Origin of the sequence: Pseudomonas sp. PSB11 (assembly GCF_014596605.1) — a bacterium.
GTDB classification, from domain to species: domain Bacteria; phylum Pseudomonadota; class Gammaproteobacteria; order Pseudomonadales; family Pseudomonadaceae; genus Aquipseudomonas; species Aquipseudomonas umsongensis.
In genome coordinates this window covers 230,827-244,836 of record NZ_NOIO01000007.1, presented here as the reverse complement: position 1 = coordinate 244,836, position 14,010 = coordinate 230,827, and the positions used below count along the sequence as shown (strand labels likewise).

Annotated in this window: 17 protein-coding genes; 10 read left to right on the top strand and 7 right to left on the bottom strand. The window is 60.1% G+C overall.

Annotated features, from left to right (window positions below; genetic code table 11):
- Positions 1–160: 160 nt before the first annotated feature.
- Positions 161–538, bottom strand: coding sequence for a hypothetical protein (locus CGA21_RS11930; RefSeq protein WP_008019269.1), 378 nt, complete (start codon positions 536–538; stop codon positions 161–163).
- Positions 539–735: 197 nt separating this feature from the next.
- On the opposite strand from CGA21_RS11930, the gene CGA21_RS11925 reads away from it, so the two are divergent.
- The 3 genes from CGA21_RS11925 to def all read left to right on the top strand — a co-directional run bounded on the left by CGA21_RS11925 (position 736) and on the right by def (position 2,603).
- Entirely contained in the window at positions 736–927 is a 192-nt protein-coding gene (locus CGA21_RS11925) for a CsbD family protein (RefSeq protein WP_110748868.1), read from the top strand.
- Positions 928–1,101: 174 nt separating this feature from the next.
- Positions 1,102–2,061: a YihY/virulence factor BrkB family protein gene (locus tag CGA21_RS11920; protein ID WP_020798094.1), complete on the top strand. Its 960-nt coding sequence runs from the start codon at positions 1,102–1,104 to the stop codon at positions 2,059–2,061.
- Between the two features lie 2 nt (positions 2,062–2,063).
- Positions 2,064–2,603, top strand: coding sequence for a peptide deformylase (def, locus tag CGA21_RS11915; RefSeq protein WP_188264254.1), 540 nt, complete (start codon positions 2,064–2,066; stop codon positions 2,601–2,603).
- A gap of 3 nt (positions 2,604–2,606) precedes the next feature.
- Here def and CGA21_RS11910 read toward each other — a convergent pair whose 3' ends face one another.
- Positions 2,607–3,017, bottom strand: a complete 411-nt coding sequence (locus CGA21_RS11910; RefSeq protein ID WP_020798096.1) for a GNAT family N-acetyltransferase — start codon at positions 3,015–3,017, stop codon at positions 2,607–2,609.
- 310 nt (positions 3,018–3,327) lie between these two features.
- Here CGA21_RS11910 and CGA21_RS11905 point away from each other — a divergent pair, with 310 nt between their 5' ends.
- The gene (locus CGA21_RS11905) at positions 3,328–3,894 is read left to right on the top strand and encodes a cysteine hydrolase family protein (protein WP_188264256.1); all 567 of its coding nucleotides are present in this window, start codon (positions 3,328–3,330) and stop codon (positions 3,892–3,894) included.
- A 71-nt stretch (positions 3,895–3,965) separates the two neighbouring features.
- Here the strand turns inward: CGA21_RS11905 and CGA21_RS11900 are convergent, their stop codons facing one another.
- From CGA21_RS11900 to CGA21_RS11885, 4 genes are all read right to left on the bottom strand, one after another.
- The gene (locus CGA21_RS11900; RefSeq protein WP_008056806.1) at positions 3,966–4,172 is read right to left on the bottom strand and encodes an SEC-C metal-binding domain-containing protein; all 207 of its coding nucleotides are present in this window, start codon (positions 4,170–4,172) and stop codon (positions 3,966–3,968) included.
- Positions 4,169–4,663: an LEA type 2 family protein gene (locus CGA21_RS11895; protein ID WP_110748873.1), complete on the bottom strand. Its 495-nt coding sequence runs from the start codon at positions 4,661–4,663 to the stop codon at positions 4,169–4,171. Before CGA21_RS11895 ends, CGA21_RS11900 begins: the two co-directional genes overlap by 4 nt.
- Before the next feature lie 111 nt (positions 4,664–4,774).
- Positions 4,775–5,251: a YchJ family protein gene (locus CGA21_RS11890; protein WP_110748875.1), complete on the bottom strand. Its 477-nt coding sequence runs from the start codon at positions 5,249–5,251 to the stop codon at positions 4,775–4,777.
- 4 nt (positions 5,252–5,255) lie between these two features.
- Positions 5,256–5,753: a DUF6231 family protein gene (locus tag CGA21_RS11885; RefSeq protein WP_188264253.1), complete on the bottom strand. Its 498-nt coding sequence runs from the start codon at positions 5,751–5,753 to the stop codon at positions 5,256–5,258.
- 190 nt (positions 5,754–5,943) lie between these two features.
- On the opposite strand from CGA21_RS11885, the gene CGA21_RS11880 reads away from it, so the two are divergent.
- The 4 genes from CGA21_RS11880 (at position 5,944) to CGA21_RS11865 (ending at position 8,624) form a co-directional block, all read left to right on the top strand.
- Complete coding sequence (locus CGA21_RS11880; RefSeq protein WP_110748877.1) at positions 5,944–6,639, top strand: OmpA family protein; 696 nt, start codon at positions 5,944–5,946, stop codon at positions 6,637–6,639.
- Positions 6,640–6,729: 90 nt separating this feature from the next.
- The gene (locus tag CGA21_RS11875; RefSeq protein ID WP_188264252.1) at positions 6,730–7,446 is read left to right on the top strand and encodes an OmpA family protein; all 717 of its coding nucleotides are present in this window, start codon (positions 6,730–6,732) and stop codon (positions 7,444–7,446) included.
- 148 nt (positions 7,447–7,594) lie between these two features.
- Positions 7,595–7,873, top strand: coding sequence for a DUF1145 domain-containing protein (locus tag CGA21_RS11870; protein WP_110748881.1), 279 nt, complete (start codon positions 7,595–7,597; stop codon positions 7,871–7,873).
- Positions 7,866–8,624, top strand: a complete 759-nt coding sequence (locus CGA21_RS11865; protein ID WP_110748883.1) for a collagen-like protein — start codon at positions 7,866–7,868, stop codon at positions 8,622–8,624. The genes CGA21_RS11870 and CGA21_RS11865 overlap by 8 nt, the downstream gene beginning before the upstream one ends.
- Before the next feature lie 46 nt (positions 8,625–8,670).
- Here the strand turns inward: CGA21_RS11865 and CGA21_RS11860 are convergent, their stop codons facing one another.
- Complete coding sequence (locus CGA21_RS11860) at positions 8,671–9,135, bottom strand: CopD family protein (RefSeq protein ID WP_188264251.1); 465 nt, start codon at positions 9,133–9,135, stop codon at positions 8,671–8,673.
- A 99-nt stretch (positions 9,136–9,234) separates the two neighbouring features.
- Between CGA21_RS11860 and dinG the strand changes: the two genes are divergently transcribed.
- Together dinG and CGA21_RS11850 are read left to right on the top strand one after the other, a co-directional pair.
- Positions 9,235–11,379 carry an ATP-dependent DNA helicase DinG gene (gene dinG / locus CGA21_RS11855; RefSeq protein WP_110748887.1) on the top strand — a complete coding sequence of 715 codons (2,145 nt, stop codon included), beginning with the start codon at positions 9,235–9,237 and terminating at the stop codon, positions 11,377–11,379.
- 95 nt (positions 11,380–11,474) lie between these two features.
- The gene (locus CGA21_RS11850) at positions 11,475–13,985 is read left to right on the top strand and encodes a beta-galactosidase (protein ID WP_188264250.1); all 2,511 of its coding nucleotides are present in this window, start codon (positions 11,475–11,477) and stop codon (positions 13,983–13,985) included.
- Positions 13,986–14,010: the final 25 nt, after the last annotated feature.

The window sequence follows — 14,010 nt, the reverse complement described above, 5'->3', positions numbered from 1 at the left end:
CTCACGTCCTGCACGAACGGCCCGCTACTCCAGAACTGAGGGATCGACGAAGGCAGGAGCGAGAAAAGCTGAAGGCTGCCCAAGGCAGCCTTCAGCTATGAAACATGTTTACCGGACACTAGTGACGCAGAGCGTGGGAACGATCAGGGCAACAGGGGTGTTATTGGCGGAACGGCGCGAAATTAACGTTGGTGCCCGCCGGGCGCATGTCCTGCAGGAACGAGTCCTTGTCGGCGCTCAGTTCCAGGCTCAGGGCTGCCTTGCGCTTGCCTTCGTTGCGTACCACCAGGCCTTCGAGTTTTTCGCGCAGGAACACCGTCGGCACTTTCAGGTGCAGCAGTTCGTCGGTGTCTGGCGTGTGCATCAGCAGGTGAATCCACTCGTACTGCCCAACAGCGAGGCGCGACACCGGAATGTCGAACCACCAGATGTTGCGGTTGCGGTTCAGTTCGGTGAAGTGGCAATTGTTGACGCCAAGCACAGCACCGCCGAGTTCCTGATTTCTGCGGGCAATGGCCTGCTTTTTATCGAGTTTCATAACATTCCTACAAAATTGGATCTTCAGCGCCAAGGCCTGAATACGTTGCGCATTCTCGGGGGTTGGCCGGTAAACATAAAGCCCAACCTGCTCGGATCGATGAAATGTCGCGATAAAAATAAATGAAACTCCGTGCGATCGCCTCCGGTCAACCTTCTGTAACCACTTTATTCATCAATATGTTCGGGAGAAATACCATGAGCAGCACAGGCGATAAAGTTAAAGGCATGGCCAATGAAGCCGCTGGTAACGTCAAACAAGGCGTTGGCAAGGCTACCGGCAACGACAAGATGCGCGCCGAAGGCGTCGTGCAGGAAAAGAAAGGCGAAGCTCAGCAAGCCGTGGGCAAGGCCAAGGACGCTATCAAAAAAGGCGTCGACAAGGCCTGATTCGGCCTGATTGGCAAAAGCGACGGCCATCCACGGATGGCCGTTTTTGTGTCAGCCTGAACTTGAGCACGGAAATCGTTTCAAAGTCGCCAAGTAAACTGCTTTGATGTAGAAAACAGCCCCTGAGTCGCCACGACTTCAACCCTATCTTGATTGCGGCGAATGGAGACGCTAATGATTTTTCCAGACATGAGAGGCCTGCCTATCCACCGTGTGATGATGCGCACGGTCACCGAGTTCGTCGATGACGAGATGTCGACCTATGCCTCGGCGCTGGCCTATCAGATGCTGTTTTCGTTGTTTCCTTTCATCCTGTTCCTGATCGCCCTGATCGGCTTCCTGCATCTGCCGGACTTTTTTTCCTGGTTGCGCCTGCAATCGGAACTGGTGTTGCCACCCCAGGCGCTCGAGCAAGTGAACCCGGTGATCGACCAGCTCCAGCAATCCAAGGGGGGACTGCTGTCGGTGGGTATCGTGATTGCCCTGTGGACCGCGTCGGCCGGCGTGCGCTTGATGATGAGCGCGATGAACGCCGCCTACGATGTGGTTGAAGGTCGGCCGGCGTGGAAGCGCTTTCCGCTGTCGATCATCTACACCGTCGGCATCGCCGGTATGCTGCTTATCGCTGCCGCCCTGATGGTGCTAGGGCCGCAGGTGATGAGCTGGATCGCATCGCAAGTTGGTCTTGAGTACTTCATTGTGACGCTGTGGAGCATCGTGCGCTGGCCGATGATCGTGATTTTGTTGATGGTTGCCGTCGCTTTGATCTACTACGTCATGCCCGACGTCAAACAGGAGTTCCGCTTCATCACGCCAGGTTCGGTGCTGTCGGTGGTGGTTTGGATCATCGCGTCCCTGGGCTTTGGTTTGTACGTCAAGGAATTCGCCAACTACAACGCCATGTATGGCAGTATCGGTGCGATCATCGTGCTGTTGCTGTACTTCTACATTTCCGCCGCGGTGTTGCTGCTGGGAGCGGAAATGAATGCGGTGATCGAGCACATGTCGCGAGAGGGCAAAGACCCTGGCGAGAAGGTTCCCGGCGAGCATGGACCCGTCCATGAGGAAAAACACCACGTGTCGGGACTGGGCCGGGATCATTCAAAACCCAAACCGACCATTGACGAAACCTGACCATGATCCGTGAAATTCTGAAAATGGGCGATGAACGCCTGCTGCGCATTGCCCCGCAAGTGCCGGCCGAGATGTTCGACAGCCCCGAGTTGTGGCAACTGATCGACGACATGTTCCAGACCATGGAAAGCGTCGGCGGGGTAGGCCTGGCCGCACCGCAGATCGGTGTCGACCTGCAACTGGTGATCTTCGGGTTCGAGCACAGCGAACGTTACCCGGACGCCGAAGCGGTGCCACAGACCATTCTGATCAATCCGCTGATCACGCCGTTGAGCCCTGTGTTGGAAGAAGGTTTCGAGGGGTGCCTGTCGGTGCCTGGCCTGCGCGGCGCGGTGGATCGATATCAACACATCCGCTACGAAGGGTTCGACCCCAAGGGTGAGCCGATCGTGCGTATCGCTTCAGGGTTTCACGCGCGGGTGGTGCAGCATGAGTGCGATCACCTGATCGGTCGGTTGTACCCGTCGCGCATCAGCGATTTCAGCAAGTTCGGGTTTACCGAGGTGATGTTCCCGGACCTTGATCCCAACGCCGACGACTGACTGTTACGGCTCCAGGCCCATGGCAATCATCGGCTTGCTGCGCGCGTAGCGACTCAGGCGCTCGACCATGGCGTAGGGCATTGGCGGATCGAAGGCAAAGCCACGACGTTGATAAAAATCACGCAAGTCCGGATGACAGAACAGCCATACCGGGCTTTCAATGTTTTGGGTGGCGGCGGCGATCAATGCCGCGGCAACCCCTTGTCCGCGACAGGCCGGGTCGACAAACAGCCCGGTCAACCAATGCCCGCCGGACACCGGCCGCAAGCACAGCGCCGCGACGATCCCGTCGCGCCGCGCAACCCACAATTGGGCGTCGCGGACCGCCTTCATCGACGATTGATGGGCGCGATAAAACTTGTTCATCAGCGGCCATGACGGCTCGTCGAGACGGGTGTACTGGGTATCGGGCATGGTCTGGGACTGTCGGTGCGCAAAGCGGGTGATTATAAAAGAACACGCCGCCGAAGATAGGTGTATACCTGATCTCACATCCCCAGTCAGTGGAGTACGCATCATGTCCAAAGGTATGGATTCGAAGAAAGCAGCGAAGAAAAAACCGCTGAAAACCGCCATCGAAAAGCGCACCGAAAAGAAAGCCAAGAAGGTAGGCGTGTTCGGTCACTGAGCCGGCGCTGATGGCCGCTCCCATGCAACATGGGAGCGGTCCTTATGAAAAAATCTGCAAGATTTGCCCCCTTTGAATCGTCTGAGAGAAGTCTGCATGGAGCTCAAGACCAACGCGACGCTGATCATCATCGACCAACAGAAAGGCATCCTGCATCCCAAACTCGGCCGGCGGAACAATCCCCAGGCCGAGGAACGCATGCTGCAACTGCTAGGCCATTGGCGCCGCAGCGCTCGGCCGGTGATCCACGTGCAACATTTGTCCCGTTCAGAGGATTCAGTGTTCTGGCCTGGGCAGTCCGGGGTGGAGTTTCAGGCGCAGTTTCTGCCTGCGCCTGGCGAACGACACATTCAAAAACAGGTACCGGACGCGTTTTGTTCGACGGGGCTGGAAGCCGTTTTGCGCGAGGCGGGGATCGAGCAACTGGTTATCGTTGGCGTGGCGACTCACAACTCGGTGGAGTCCACGGCGCGCACGGCAGGCAATCTGGGGTTTGAGACCTGGGTCGTGGAGGATGGCTGCTTTACCTTCGACAAGGCCGATTTTTTCGGCAATGCCCATTCAGCCGAAGAGGTTCATGCGATGTCGCTGGGGAACTTGCACGGCGAGTACGCCACCGTCACCAGCACGGCACATATCCTGGACGCGGTTGAAACCCTGTAGGAGCCGGCTTGCCGGCGAAGGCGGCCAGCCTGATACACCCGTAGCCCCTACAGAGAATCGGATTCAGCCGATCAAGCGCCGTGGCACTTCTTGAACTTCTTGCCGTTGCCGCATGGGCAAGGATCGTTGCGGCCGACGTCTTTCAAGGCGTTGCGCACCGGTTCCTGGTGGGCGTGGCCGCAGTTCGGGCCGTGAACATGGCCATGGTCGTGATCATGCTGGTGATGGTCATGATCGTGGTTGCAGTCTGGGCCATGAACATGGGGTTGCTGGGTCATCGAGGTTGCTCCGGAATTAGATCGGCGGGGATTATCACGCCATTACGCGCCAGGTGCACGTAGTGAGCGATGAATAAACCGGTTTCCATCTCACCTTCCAGACGATAGGGAATGGCTTGCTCGGAGTTTTTTAGTTGTTTGACCAGGTCCTTGACCTTGGGCCACAGGTTGGTGCGGATCGGCACCTTGTAAAAACGACTGCTCTTGGGGTTTACGGTGATCCAGTGCTCGTGCTCGCCCTCGGCCAGCAGGATGTCGCCCAAGTGGATGCGGTACTCCAGTCCGCGCACGGTCAGCTCGCTGTCATTGCGGTTGTCGATGCGAAAATGCAGGACGAACCGTTGCTCCAACAACTTGGCCCGCACGACTTCGACCCTGACCAGATGCACCTCGGGGTCTGGCTCATCGTTGCTGAACCAGGACGCGCAGCCGCCGAGCCCCAGGCAAAGAGCCAGCGTGAGTAGAATGCGTCCGAATTGCTGGGTGATCATGGTCGTTTTTTTCTCCCTTGAACCTGTAGGAGCTGGCTTGCCAGCGAAAGCGGTGTATCTGACACACCGCGTCGTATGGTTCGCCGGCAAGCCGGCTCCTACAGTCCGGGGTTAGTTACCGAAATACCCCGAACAGCACTTCTTGAACTTATGCCCACTGGCGCAAGGGCATGCGTCGTTGCGTCCGATGTTCAGTTGCACGGTAGGGTCGATGAAGTACCAGCGTCCGGCATTCTGTACAAACGATGAGCGTTCACGATGGCTGTGCTCGCCGCTGCCGTCGTGCCAGCGTGCGGTGAACGTGACGAAGGCATGCTCCGGCTGGCCGCCGAGCACTTCGGAACTTTCGACTTCAAGGCCCAGCCAGGTGCTCTGGGCACTCCAGTCAGTGATCGATTGGCGATCGAGCCCGCTTTGCTGGGCGGGCAGGGTGGTGGCCACCAGGTAATCGATCAGGCCCAGCACGTAGGCGCTGTAGCGCGAGCGCATCAGGGCTTCGGCGCAGGGTGCCGGATGTCCGGCATGGTAATGGCCGCAGCAGGCATCGAGCAGGGTGCCGCTTCCGCAAGGGCAAATGGATGTACTCATTGCGTTACCACCAGTATTTCCCAAAATTTTCCGGATTGGCCCAGAACCGCGAGTTGAGCCAGTCGGGTACTTGTTTGTAGTCAAGCAGATCATAGGTGAACAGTGTCAGCACCTGCTCGTCTCGCTGGAAGCGTTCGCTGGCTTGCAGTGCCAGGGAGAAAAAATCGGTTTCCTGCCAGCCGCTCGCGGGCAAGTCGGCCAGCACCGCGATGCGGCTGGCATTGAGGTTGCGAATGCCACCGAGCAGGTTCAGCCCATCTCGCTTGGGCAGGTGTTCGAGGCAGTCGACCACCAGCGCCAGGTCAAAGCGGCGCGCCGCCAGCTCGGCGGGCAGCGGTCCGGGCGACGTATGCGCCACGCTGCTGTCCGGATGCGCAAGCTTGAAGGCTTCAAGCGCGGGGAATTCGCTGGCGCCAATCAACAGCAGGCGCGCAGGGGCATAACGGTCCAGCAAAGCGGCCAGAGCCTGCTGCGGCGTACGTGAAGAAATACCTGCATTCATTGAAAATCCTCAATCAGATTTGCCAAGACTAGCCTGCCCGCTTGTTCGATCCTAGAGCGGCTTTGCGTGAAAAGTCACGATCCCCTGTTAACACGAGATAAAACTGCCATGGCCTATTGCTGGCGGAGATTAAAACTCGGGTCTTTACTCCCTGAATCGGTTCTAAGCCGATCCTTCAGGAGAAAACTAGATGAGCATAGTTCGGACAGCATTACCCCTGGTTCTGCTAACCAGTGTGTTGACTGGTTGTGCAGGTTTGCAGAAAACCGACTGGCCGACCTGTGCGGCGGTTGGTGGTGTCGTAGGTGCGGGTCTCGGCGCAACCGAGAGTTCATCATGGGCCGGTTATGGCGCGTTGGTAGTCGGTGCTACGGCTGCAGCTTATTGCTGGGTTCACGGTGATGGTGACGAAGATGGCGATGGTGTGCTCGATAGCCGCGACAAGTGCCCGGGCACGCCACGGGGCGTGAAGGTCGATGCCGATGGTTGCCCACCACCAGCGCCTGCTCCGGTGGTTGAAGAGGTCGTGGTCGTCAAGGAAGAAACCATCGTCATCCGCGACGTCAACTTCCAGTTCGACTCGGCCAAGCTGACAGCCGCCGATAAAGAGAAGCTCAACACCATCGCCACTCGCCTGAAACAGGAAGCAGCCAGCGCCCGACTGACCGTGACCGGACACACCGACAGTGTGGGCAGCGATGCCTACAACCAGAAACTGTCGGACCGCCGCGCGCATTCGGTGGTGGAATATCTGATCGAAAGCGGTGTGCCTCGCAGCAGCTTCGTGTCGGTCACCGGGGCCGGGGAAAGCCAGCCGGTTGCCGACAACAAAACGGCTGACGGTCGCGCGATGAACCGTCGCACGGAAATCAAAATCAACCGCTAGACCCCTCGCATCCACGGCTTGTGCAGTCGTGGATGCGGGTCTTTACTCCTGTGTAGCCGGCATCGGCCGGTGGCACAGGAGCTTTCAAAAATGAGCTATTTCACACGGACCGTCTTGCCGGTTCTGCTGCTTGGCAGCCTGTTGACCGGTTGCGCTACCCATAGCGATGGCACTGCCCCCCTCAATCAACGTACCTGGCCGATTTGCAGTCTCATTGGCGGGCTTGTCGGTGGAGGCCTGGGCGCTATCGAAAGTGGCGGTTGGGCGGCCGGTGGCGCGGCGCTGGGTATCTTGACCGGAGGTTTGATCTGCTATGCCCAGGATGGGGACGAAGACGACGATGGTGTATTCGACCGTCGCGATCGCTGCCCTGACACGCCCGCCAATACGCCTGTGGAACATCATGGTTGCCCGCTGCCGCAGTACCCGGCCAGCGTGAAGGCCGAACCTGCGCAAGCCGAAGTCATCACACTGAGCGATGCCGACGATGTGCTATTTGCCTTCAATAGCGCTGACTTGACCCCCAGCATGCAAAGCAAGCTGGATTCGGTGATGGGCAAACTGCAGGATCCCAGCGTCGCGAGCATCAAGGTGATCGGCCATACCGACAGTGTCGGATCGGATGAGTACAACCAGGAACTGTCGCAAAAACGTGCCAGCAGTGTCGCCGATTATTTGCTCAGCCAGCACGTTGCGCCCAATAAAGTCACCAGCGAAGGCAAGGGCGAGAGCGAACCTGTTGCTGATAATGATACCGAAGAAGGACGCGCGCAAAACCGCCGTGTGGAGTTGCACATCAATCGCTGAGCCCCGCAATAGAGCCGTCGGGCGATGTTTTACGTCGTTCCGTCGGCTATTTGCCGAACCTTGTGAAGAATTTGCGCTTGCCCTCTGGCTTATCCCGCGTGGAAGCCGTTACTGTGCGAGCAAATAATAATTCTGATCGGGGGCGTGTATGAAGGTGATATGGGGGCTGGGGAAGTTGTTGACCCTGGTGTTCTGGCTGGTGGTGCTGGTCAATCTGCTCACGCCGTTCATCTATCCGCTGCACCCGTTGGTCAACCTGGCCGGGTGCCTTCTGGCGGGGCTTCATCTACTGGAGGCGCTGTTCTGCTACCGCAGCCTCAGGGGCCGCGCCCACCCTTGGCTCGATCGCTTGAAAGTGCTCTTTTTCGGCGTTTTCCACCTGCAAACCCTCCCGGCTCCCACCGCATCTAAGGCTTCCCATGCGTAAACTCTGTCTGCTCGCCGCCCTCATCAGCCCATTGGCTTGCGCCCAGGTGGTGAGTGTTGAAACCAACTCGCTGATGCGCCTGCCCAACACGGCCAGCACCTTGCAACTGGAACGCCTGGAAGTGGCCGACTACGGCACCTTGCTGATTCCCTCGAACGTGACCGAAGTCAGCGTTGGTGAACTGCGCCTGGGCCGCGATGCGCGGATCACCATCGTCCCTGGTGAGCAGGCGCTGGAGTTGAAGGTCAACCGTGCCGAGTTATCCGAGGGCAGCCAGATCAACGCGCGCGGCGCACCGGGGACTTACCAGAAGGCTGCCCGCTCCGGGCGCAACCTGAACTTGCAGATCAAGGCACTGACGGCACCGCAACTGCTGGTGGATGGTCGCGGTGGCGCGGGCGCACCAGGATTCGTCGGCCTCGACGGGGCCAACGGCCAGGCACCAGGTTGCGCCTGGGGCCAGGCAGGTCGCGGTGCCGATGGCAGCGATGGCAGCAATGGCCAGGCCGGTGCGCCTGGCGCGGCGGTCAGGCTGGCGGTGCCTCGTGATTACCCGGCAGACAAGATCAAGGTTCAAGTGGCCGGCGGTGCCGGTGGCGTGGCCGGGCCAGGTGGTAAGCCGGGGGCGGGCGGTAAAGCCAAGGGTTGCCTGGTCTACAAGGCCGATGGCGGCAAGAGTGGCAAGCCTGGCCTGGACGGGCAACCGGGAGAGGAGGGGGCTGCAGGTTCGGTAACGGTGCAGCGGTTGTAACCCCCATCCCCCAGACCGATCGGTCCCACGCAGAGCGTGGGAACGGTCACAACGTCGGCCGAAGCGCCGCAATCGCCACCAACACCAGGCCAACGATCAGATTGATTCCCACCAACCGGCGAATCCTCCCCAGCACCGCAGCCCCCGCCGGCCAATCCTGGGCCGTTACCGCGGCGCGCAACTCCGGCAACATCAACGCCTGGATCCGGATGAACAGCGCGGTCATCACCACATACAACCCCATCATCACCTGCACGTAACGCGGCGCGGTTTCAAATCCTGTGTATTGCAGATGAATCATGCCCACGCCGCTGATCGGCAACAACAGCACCGCGATCCAGACCCAGCGGAAAAAACCCTGAAACACTTCAAGCCACAGCTTCAACCGGGCAGGGCCCTCCAACGCCTTCAAGGCCGCGGGGCGCAAGACCATCCAGGCGAAAAACATGCCGCCGACCCAGACCAGGGCCGCCAGTACATGCAGGCTATAAATGAGGCTAAAAGGTGTCATCGGGTTACTCCGTTCTGCGCGGGATTCATTAGCGGGGTATGATAGCGGCCGAACCGAACTACTGAAAATTTATCCAGCGTTTCTTGCGCCCGACAATCCATGATCAGCACTGAACTCAAAACCACGATCCAGGGCGCCTATTCGCGTTTTCTCGAAGCGAAGAGCCTCAAGCCACGTTACGGCCAACGCCTGATGATCGCCGAAATCGCCAAGGTCCTCGGTGACATCGACACCGACGACGAAGGCCGGCGCAGTGGCGACCCCGCGATTGTCGCGGTGGAAGCCGGCACCGGTACCGGCAAGACCGTGGCCTACAGCCTGGCGGCCATCCCTACCGCCAAGGCGGCCGGCAAGCGCCTGGTGATTGCCACCGCCACCGTGGCCTTGCAGGAGCAGATCGTCTACAAGGATCTGCCCGACCTGATGCGCAACAGCGGGTTGAATTTCAGTTTTGCGCTGGCCAAGGGGCGTGGGCGCTACATGTGCCTGTCCAAGCTCGACATGTTGCTCCAGGAAGGTCACGCCCAAACCGCCACCGCCCAGTTGTTCGAGGAAGAAGGTTTCAAGATCGAGGTCGATGAGGCCAGTCAGAAGCTGTTTACCAGCATGATCGAGAAACTCGCCGGCAATAAGTGGGACGGTGACCGCGACAGCTGGTCCACTGCCCTGGAGGACGCCGACTGGGCGCGCCTGACCACCGATCACAGCCAGTGCACCAACCGCCATTGCCCGAACTTCGGCCAGTGCGCCTTCTACAAGGCCCGCGAAGGCATGGGCAAGGTCGATGTGATTGTCACCAACCACGACATGGTCCTGGCTGACCTGGCGCTCGGTGGCGGGGCCGTGCTGCCCGATCCACGCGATACCATCTATGTGTTCGACGAAGGCCATCACCTGCCGGACAAGGCCATCGGTCATTTCGCCCACTACACGCGCCTGCGCTCCACCGCCGACTGGCTGGAAACCACCGCCAAGAACCTCACCAAGCTGCTGGCCCAGCATCCCTTGCCGGGTGACCTGGGCAAATTGATCGAGCAAGTGCCAGAGCTGGCGCGGGAGATCAAGACGCAGCAGCAGTTCATGTTCACCGCCTGCGAACAGGCTGCAGATTTCAAGCCCGGCGAAGACGTCGAAGGCCGCGAACGCCCGCGTCACCGTTTCGTCGGCGGGGTGATTCCCGAGCACATGCGCGAAATGGGCATCGAACTGAAGAAAGGCTTTGCGCGCCTGACTGATTTGTTCACCCGCCTCACTGAATTGCTCAAGGAAGGCATGGACGGCGAGGTCAATATCGGCATCGCCAGTAACCAGGCCGAAGAGTGGTATCCGCTGTTCGGCAGCCTGTTGTCCCGTTCTTCGGGCAACTGGGAGTTGTGGGTCGCGTTCACCGCTGAAGACCCCGAGGACAACCCGCCCATGGCGCGCTGGCTGACCCTGGCGGAAAGCGGTTCGCTGTTCGATATCGAGGTCAACGCCAGTCCCATCCTGGCGGCGGAAATGCTCCGGCGCAACCTGTGGAACGTGGCCTACGGTGCGCTCGTAACCTCCGCGACCTTGACTGCCCTGGGTACCTTCGACCGCTTTCGCATGCGCGCCGGCCTGCCGAAAAAAGCCGTGACCGCCGTAGTGCCGAGCCCGTTCCATCACGCTGACGCCGGCGTGTTGCGGGTGCCGAACCTGAACGCCGATCCGCGGGATGCAGCGGCCCATACCGCGGCGATCATCCGCGATCTGCCGGAGCTGGTCGAAGGCTCAAGGGGCACGCTGGTACTGTTTTCCTCGCGCAAGCAGATGCAGGACGTGTTCGACGGCCTGGACCGCGACTGGCGCAAGCAAGTGTTCATTCAAGGCAACCTGTCGAAGCAGGAAACCCTGAACAAGCACAAGGCGCGGGTCGATGGCGGGGATTCGAGCGTGTTGTTCGGCCTGGCGAGTTTCGCCGAAGGGGTCGACTTGCCCGGCGCGTACTGCGAGCACGTGGTGATCGCGAAGATTCCATTCTCGGTACCGGATGACCCGGTGGAAGCGGCATTGGCCGAATGGATCGAGGCCCGTGGTGGCAATCCATTCATGGAAATCTCGGTTCCCGATGCCTCGCTGAAACTGGTCCAGGCCTGCGGCCGCCTGCTGCGCACCGAAGAGGACCGCGGCACCATCACCTTGCTCGATCGGCGCCTGGTCACCCAGCGCTATGGCAAGGCGATCCTCAATGCGTTACCTCCCTTCCGACGTGAAATTTCCTGATAAACCGGTGGGCAGTTTTGCCCACCGCGCTGTCTATCTCTCTACCATCGCTTTTCCATTGGCCCATCCGGGTCGCTAGGGAGAATATCGTTCTCATGATTCGCCGTTATGTGCGTCGCTCGCTACCTGCCGTTCTTGCCCTGTTCGCAGCGCCCTTGCTGGCCGCACCCGCAGGCCAACAGACGCTGTTCAACTTTGTGCGCCCCGCCGATGTAGTCCAGGTGGCGACCCAGGACGCCAGCCTGCCGCAATCCAACGCCGAACAAACCGCCGAGGGTGAAGTGCTACGCCGGGTGACGTTCAACCCGGTAGCCCGGCCGACGCTGCGCCTGTCTCCACAGAGCGGGGCATGGGACTGGTCGCAGTCGGGCGTGATGAGCTTGCGGATCCAGAGCGCGATGAACTGGGCCGTGACCTTGTACGTGACCATCCAGAGCAACGACGGCAAGACTTTGGTCAGTCGCGTCGATCTTCCAGCCGGCCCAGCGCAGACCCTGCTGGTGCCATTGCAGCCGACTTCGCCGCTCAGCCAAGGCATGAAGGCGGGGCCACCGATGCCGATGACGGTCGACGGCCAGCGCGTTCTGCTGGCCAGCAGTGCCGGTGAACTGGACCGTAGCCAGGTAGTGTCGGTCAGCTTGTCCATGGATCAGCCGAAAGTCGCCCAAAGCATCTTGCTGGAGCGCTTCGGGGTGCAGGACGGCGAAGGGGTGACCCAAACGGTCTATGGCGCGCTGGTGGACACTTATGGCCAATCGACCCGGGCCAAATGGCCGGAAAAAATCAGCAGCGACGAACAACTGAAAAGCGTCGCCGCCAAGGAACAGCAGCAGCTGAAAACCTGGCTGGCTGAGCGCGAAAAGTCTTCCCTGGACAAATTCGGCGGGTGGACCAACGGGCCGACGTTCAAGGCCAGCGGCTTTTTCCGCACAGAAAAACGCGACGGCCGCTGGTACCTAGTGACGCCGCAAGGTCATCCGTTCTACTCGCTGGGGGTCAATGCCGTTACGGCGGACGTCAACCAGACCTACGTCGCCGGTCGTGAATGGATGTTCGAATCCCTGCCCAAGGCTGGCGAGCCGCTGGCCAGTCACTACGGTGAAGGTGACAACCGCGGTGGTAATGGTGTGGATCAGGGCCGCGGCTTCAATTTTGGCAAGTGGTACGACTTCTACGGTGCCAATTTGCAGCGTCTGTATGGCGACCCTTGTGCATCAGGTAGCGATACCAAGGCGGGCGTCGCGCAAGCGGCCAAGGCCGACGCGCTAGAGGCAACGATCGAGAAGGCTGCCGAGCCCCCTGTCACGCCGTCGACGGCCGAATCCGGTGTCGCTGAAGCCGCCAGGACCGGCGCCGTCGATGCGACGGTGGCAAAGGCATCGGAGCCAAAACCTGCCGAGCCGTGCAAGACGACGTTTGACGAGCAACGCTGGACCCGCCACACCCTGGACCGACTGCAAGCCTGGGGCTTCAACACCCTCGGCAACTGGAGCGCCTCGAGCCTGGGTGACGCCGAACGCGTTCCCTACACCTTGCCCCTGTCGATCGTCGGCGATTACGCCAGCATCAGCACCGGCAGCGATTGGTGGGGCGGGATGCCCGACCCGTTCGACCCGCGCTTCGCCATGGCGACCGAGCGCGCCGTGGCCATTGCCGCCCGCGATCACCGTGACGATCCATGGCTGATCGGTTACTTCGCTGATAACGAACTGGCCTGGGCCGGTCCCGGCGACGACCCGAAAGCCCGTTACGCGCTGGCGTACGCCACCCTGAAAATGACCACCGACGTGCCGGCCAAGCGCGCATTCCTCAAGCAGTTGCGCGATAAATACCGTAACCAGGCGGGCTTGTCGAAAGCCTGGGGTATCGATCTGCCAGCCTGGGAACTGATGGAAGACCCAGGCTTCGTGCCGCCGTTACCAAGCGCCGAGCATCCGGAAATCGAGGCTGACTTCAAATATTTCCAGAAGGTTTTCGCCGACACCTACTTCAAGACCATTTCCGACTCCCTAAAGTGGCACGCGCCCAACCAGTTGCTGCTCGGTGGCCGGTTCGCCATCAGTACCCCGGAAGCCGTTGAGTCCTGTGCGCAGTATTGCGACGTCCTGAGCTTCAATATGTACACCTTGCAACCGCAGGATGGTTACGACTTCGCTCAACTGCGCAGCCTCGACAAGCCGGTGTTGATCACCGAATTCAACTTTGGCTCGACCGATCGGGGCCCGTTCTGGGGCGGCGTGACGCAACTGGCGAAGGAAGAAGACCGTGGCCCGGCCTACGCGAATTTCCTGAAGCAGGCGCTGAACGAACCGTCGATTGTCGGGGTGCATTGGTTTCAATACCTCGACCAACCCGTGACCGGGCGCCTGCTGGACGGCGAAAATGGTCACTTTGGCCTGGTAGGCGTTACCGATCTGCCATTCCAGGGCTTTGTCGACAGTGCGCGCAAGAGCAACCTGGCGGCGCTCGATCAGTTGGGCAAAGAGGCGCAGAAGGCCGCAGCTGAGGTCGACAAAGCCAGCCACGACGCCGAGGGCGGGCGCAAGGCCGAAGCCGGGAAAGGCCCGGGGAAAGGCGCGGGTGGGCATTCCGGCAAAGGTCATTGAGTCTTGAAGCACCGCGTTATCGTTC

What these genes read in the sequence shown, in the direction of transcription:
- CGA21_RS11930 (WP_008019269.1), bottom strand. Translation starts at nt 538, where the DNA reads ATGAAACTCGATAAAAAGCAGGCCATTGCCCGCAGAAATCAGGAACTC.
- CGA21_RS11925 (WP_110748868.1), top strand. Translation starts at nt 736, where the DNA reads ATGAGCAGCACAGGCGATAAAGTTAAAGGCATGGCCAATGAAGCCGCT.
- CGA21_RS11920 (WP_020798094.1), top strand. Translation starts at nt 1,102, where the DNA reads ATGATTTTTCCAGACATGAGAGGCCTGCCTATCCACCGTGTGATGATG.
- def (WP_188264254.1), top strand. Translation starts at nt 2,064, where the DNA reads ATGATCCGTGAAATTCTGAAAATGGGCGATGAACGCCTGCTGCGCATT.
- CGA21_RS11910 (WP_020798096.1), bottom strand. Translation starts at nt 3,017, where the DNA reads ATGCCCGATACCCAGTACACCCGTCTCGACGAGCCGTCATGGCCGCTG.
- CGA21_RS11905 (WP_188264256.1), top strand. Translation starts at nt 3,328, where the DNA reads ATGGAGCTCAAGACCAACGCGACGCTGATCATCATCGACCAACAGAAA.
- CGA21_RS11900 (WP_008056806.1), bottom strand. Translation starts at nt 4,172, where the DNA reads ATGACCCAGCAACCCCATGTTCATGGCCCAGACTGCAACCACGATCAT.
- CGA21_RS11895 (WP_110748873.1), bottom strand. Translation starts at nt 4,663, where the DNA reads ATGATCACCCAGCAATTCGGACGCATTCTACTCACGCTGGCTCTTTGC.
- CGA21_RS11890 (WP_110748875.1), bottom strand. Translation starts at nt 5,251, where the DNA reads ATGAGTACATCCATTTGCCCTTGCGGAAGCGGCACCCTGCTCGATGCC.
- CGA21_RS11885 (WP_188264253.1), bottom strand. Translation starts at nt 5,753, where the DNA reads ATGAATGCAGGTATTTCTTCACGTACGCCGCAGCAGGCTCTGGCCGCT.
- CGA21_RS11880 (WP_110748877.1), top strand. Translation starts at nt 5,944, where the DNA reads ATGAGCATAGTTCGGACAGCATTACCCCTGGTTCTGCTAACCAGTGTG.
- CGA21_RS11875 (WP_188264252.1), top strand. Translation starts at nt 6,730, where the DNA reads ATGAGCTATTTCACACGGACCGTCTTGCCGGTTCTGCTGCTTGGCAGC.
- CGA21_RS11870 (WP_110748881.1), top strand. Translation starts at nt 7,595, where the DNA reads ATGAAGGTGATATGGGGGCTGGGGAAGTTGTTGACCCTGGTGTTCTGG.
- CGA21_RS11865 (WP_110748883.1), top strand. Translation starts at nt 7,866, where the DNA reads ATGCGTAAACTCTGTCTGCTCGCCGCCCTCATCAGCCCATTGGCTTGC.
- CGA21_RS11860 (WP_188264251.1), bottom strand. Translation starts at nt 9,135, where the DNA reads ATGACACCTTTTAGCCTCATTTATAGCCTGCATGTACTGGCGGCCCTG.
- dinG (WP_110748887.1), top strand. Translation starts at nt 9,235, where the DNA reads ATGATCAGCACTGAACTCAAAACCACGATCCAGGGCGCCTATTCGCGT.
- CGA21_RS11850 (WP_188264250.1), top strand. Translation starts at nt 11,475, where the DNA reads ATGATTCGCCGTTATGTGCGTCGCTCGCTACCTGCCGTTCTTGCCCTG.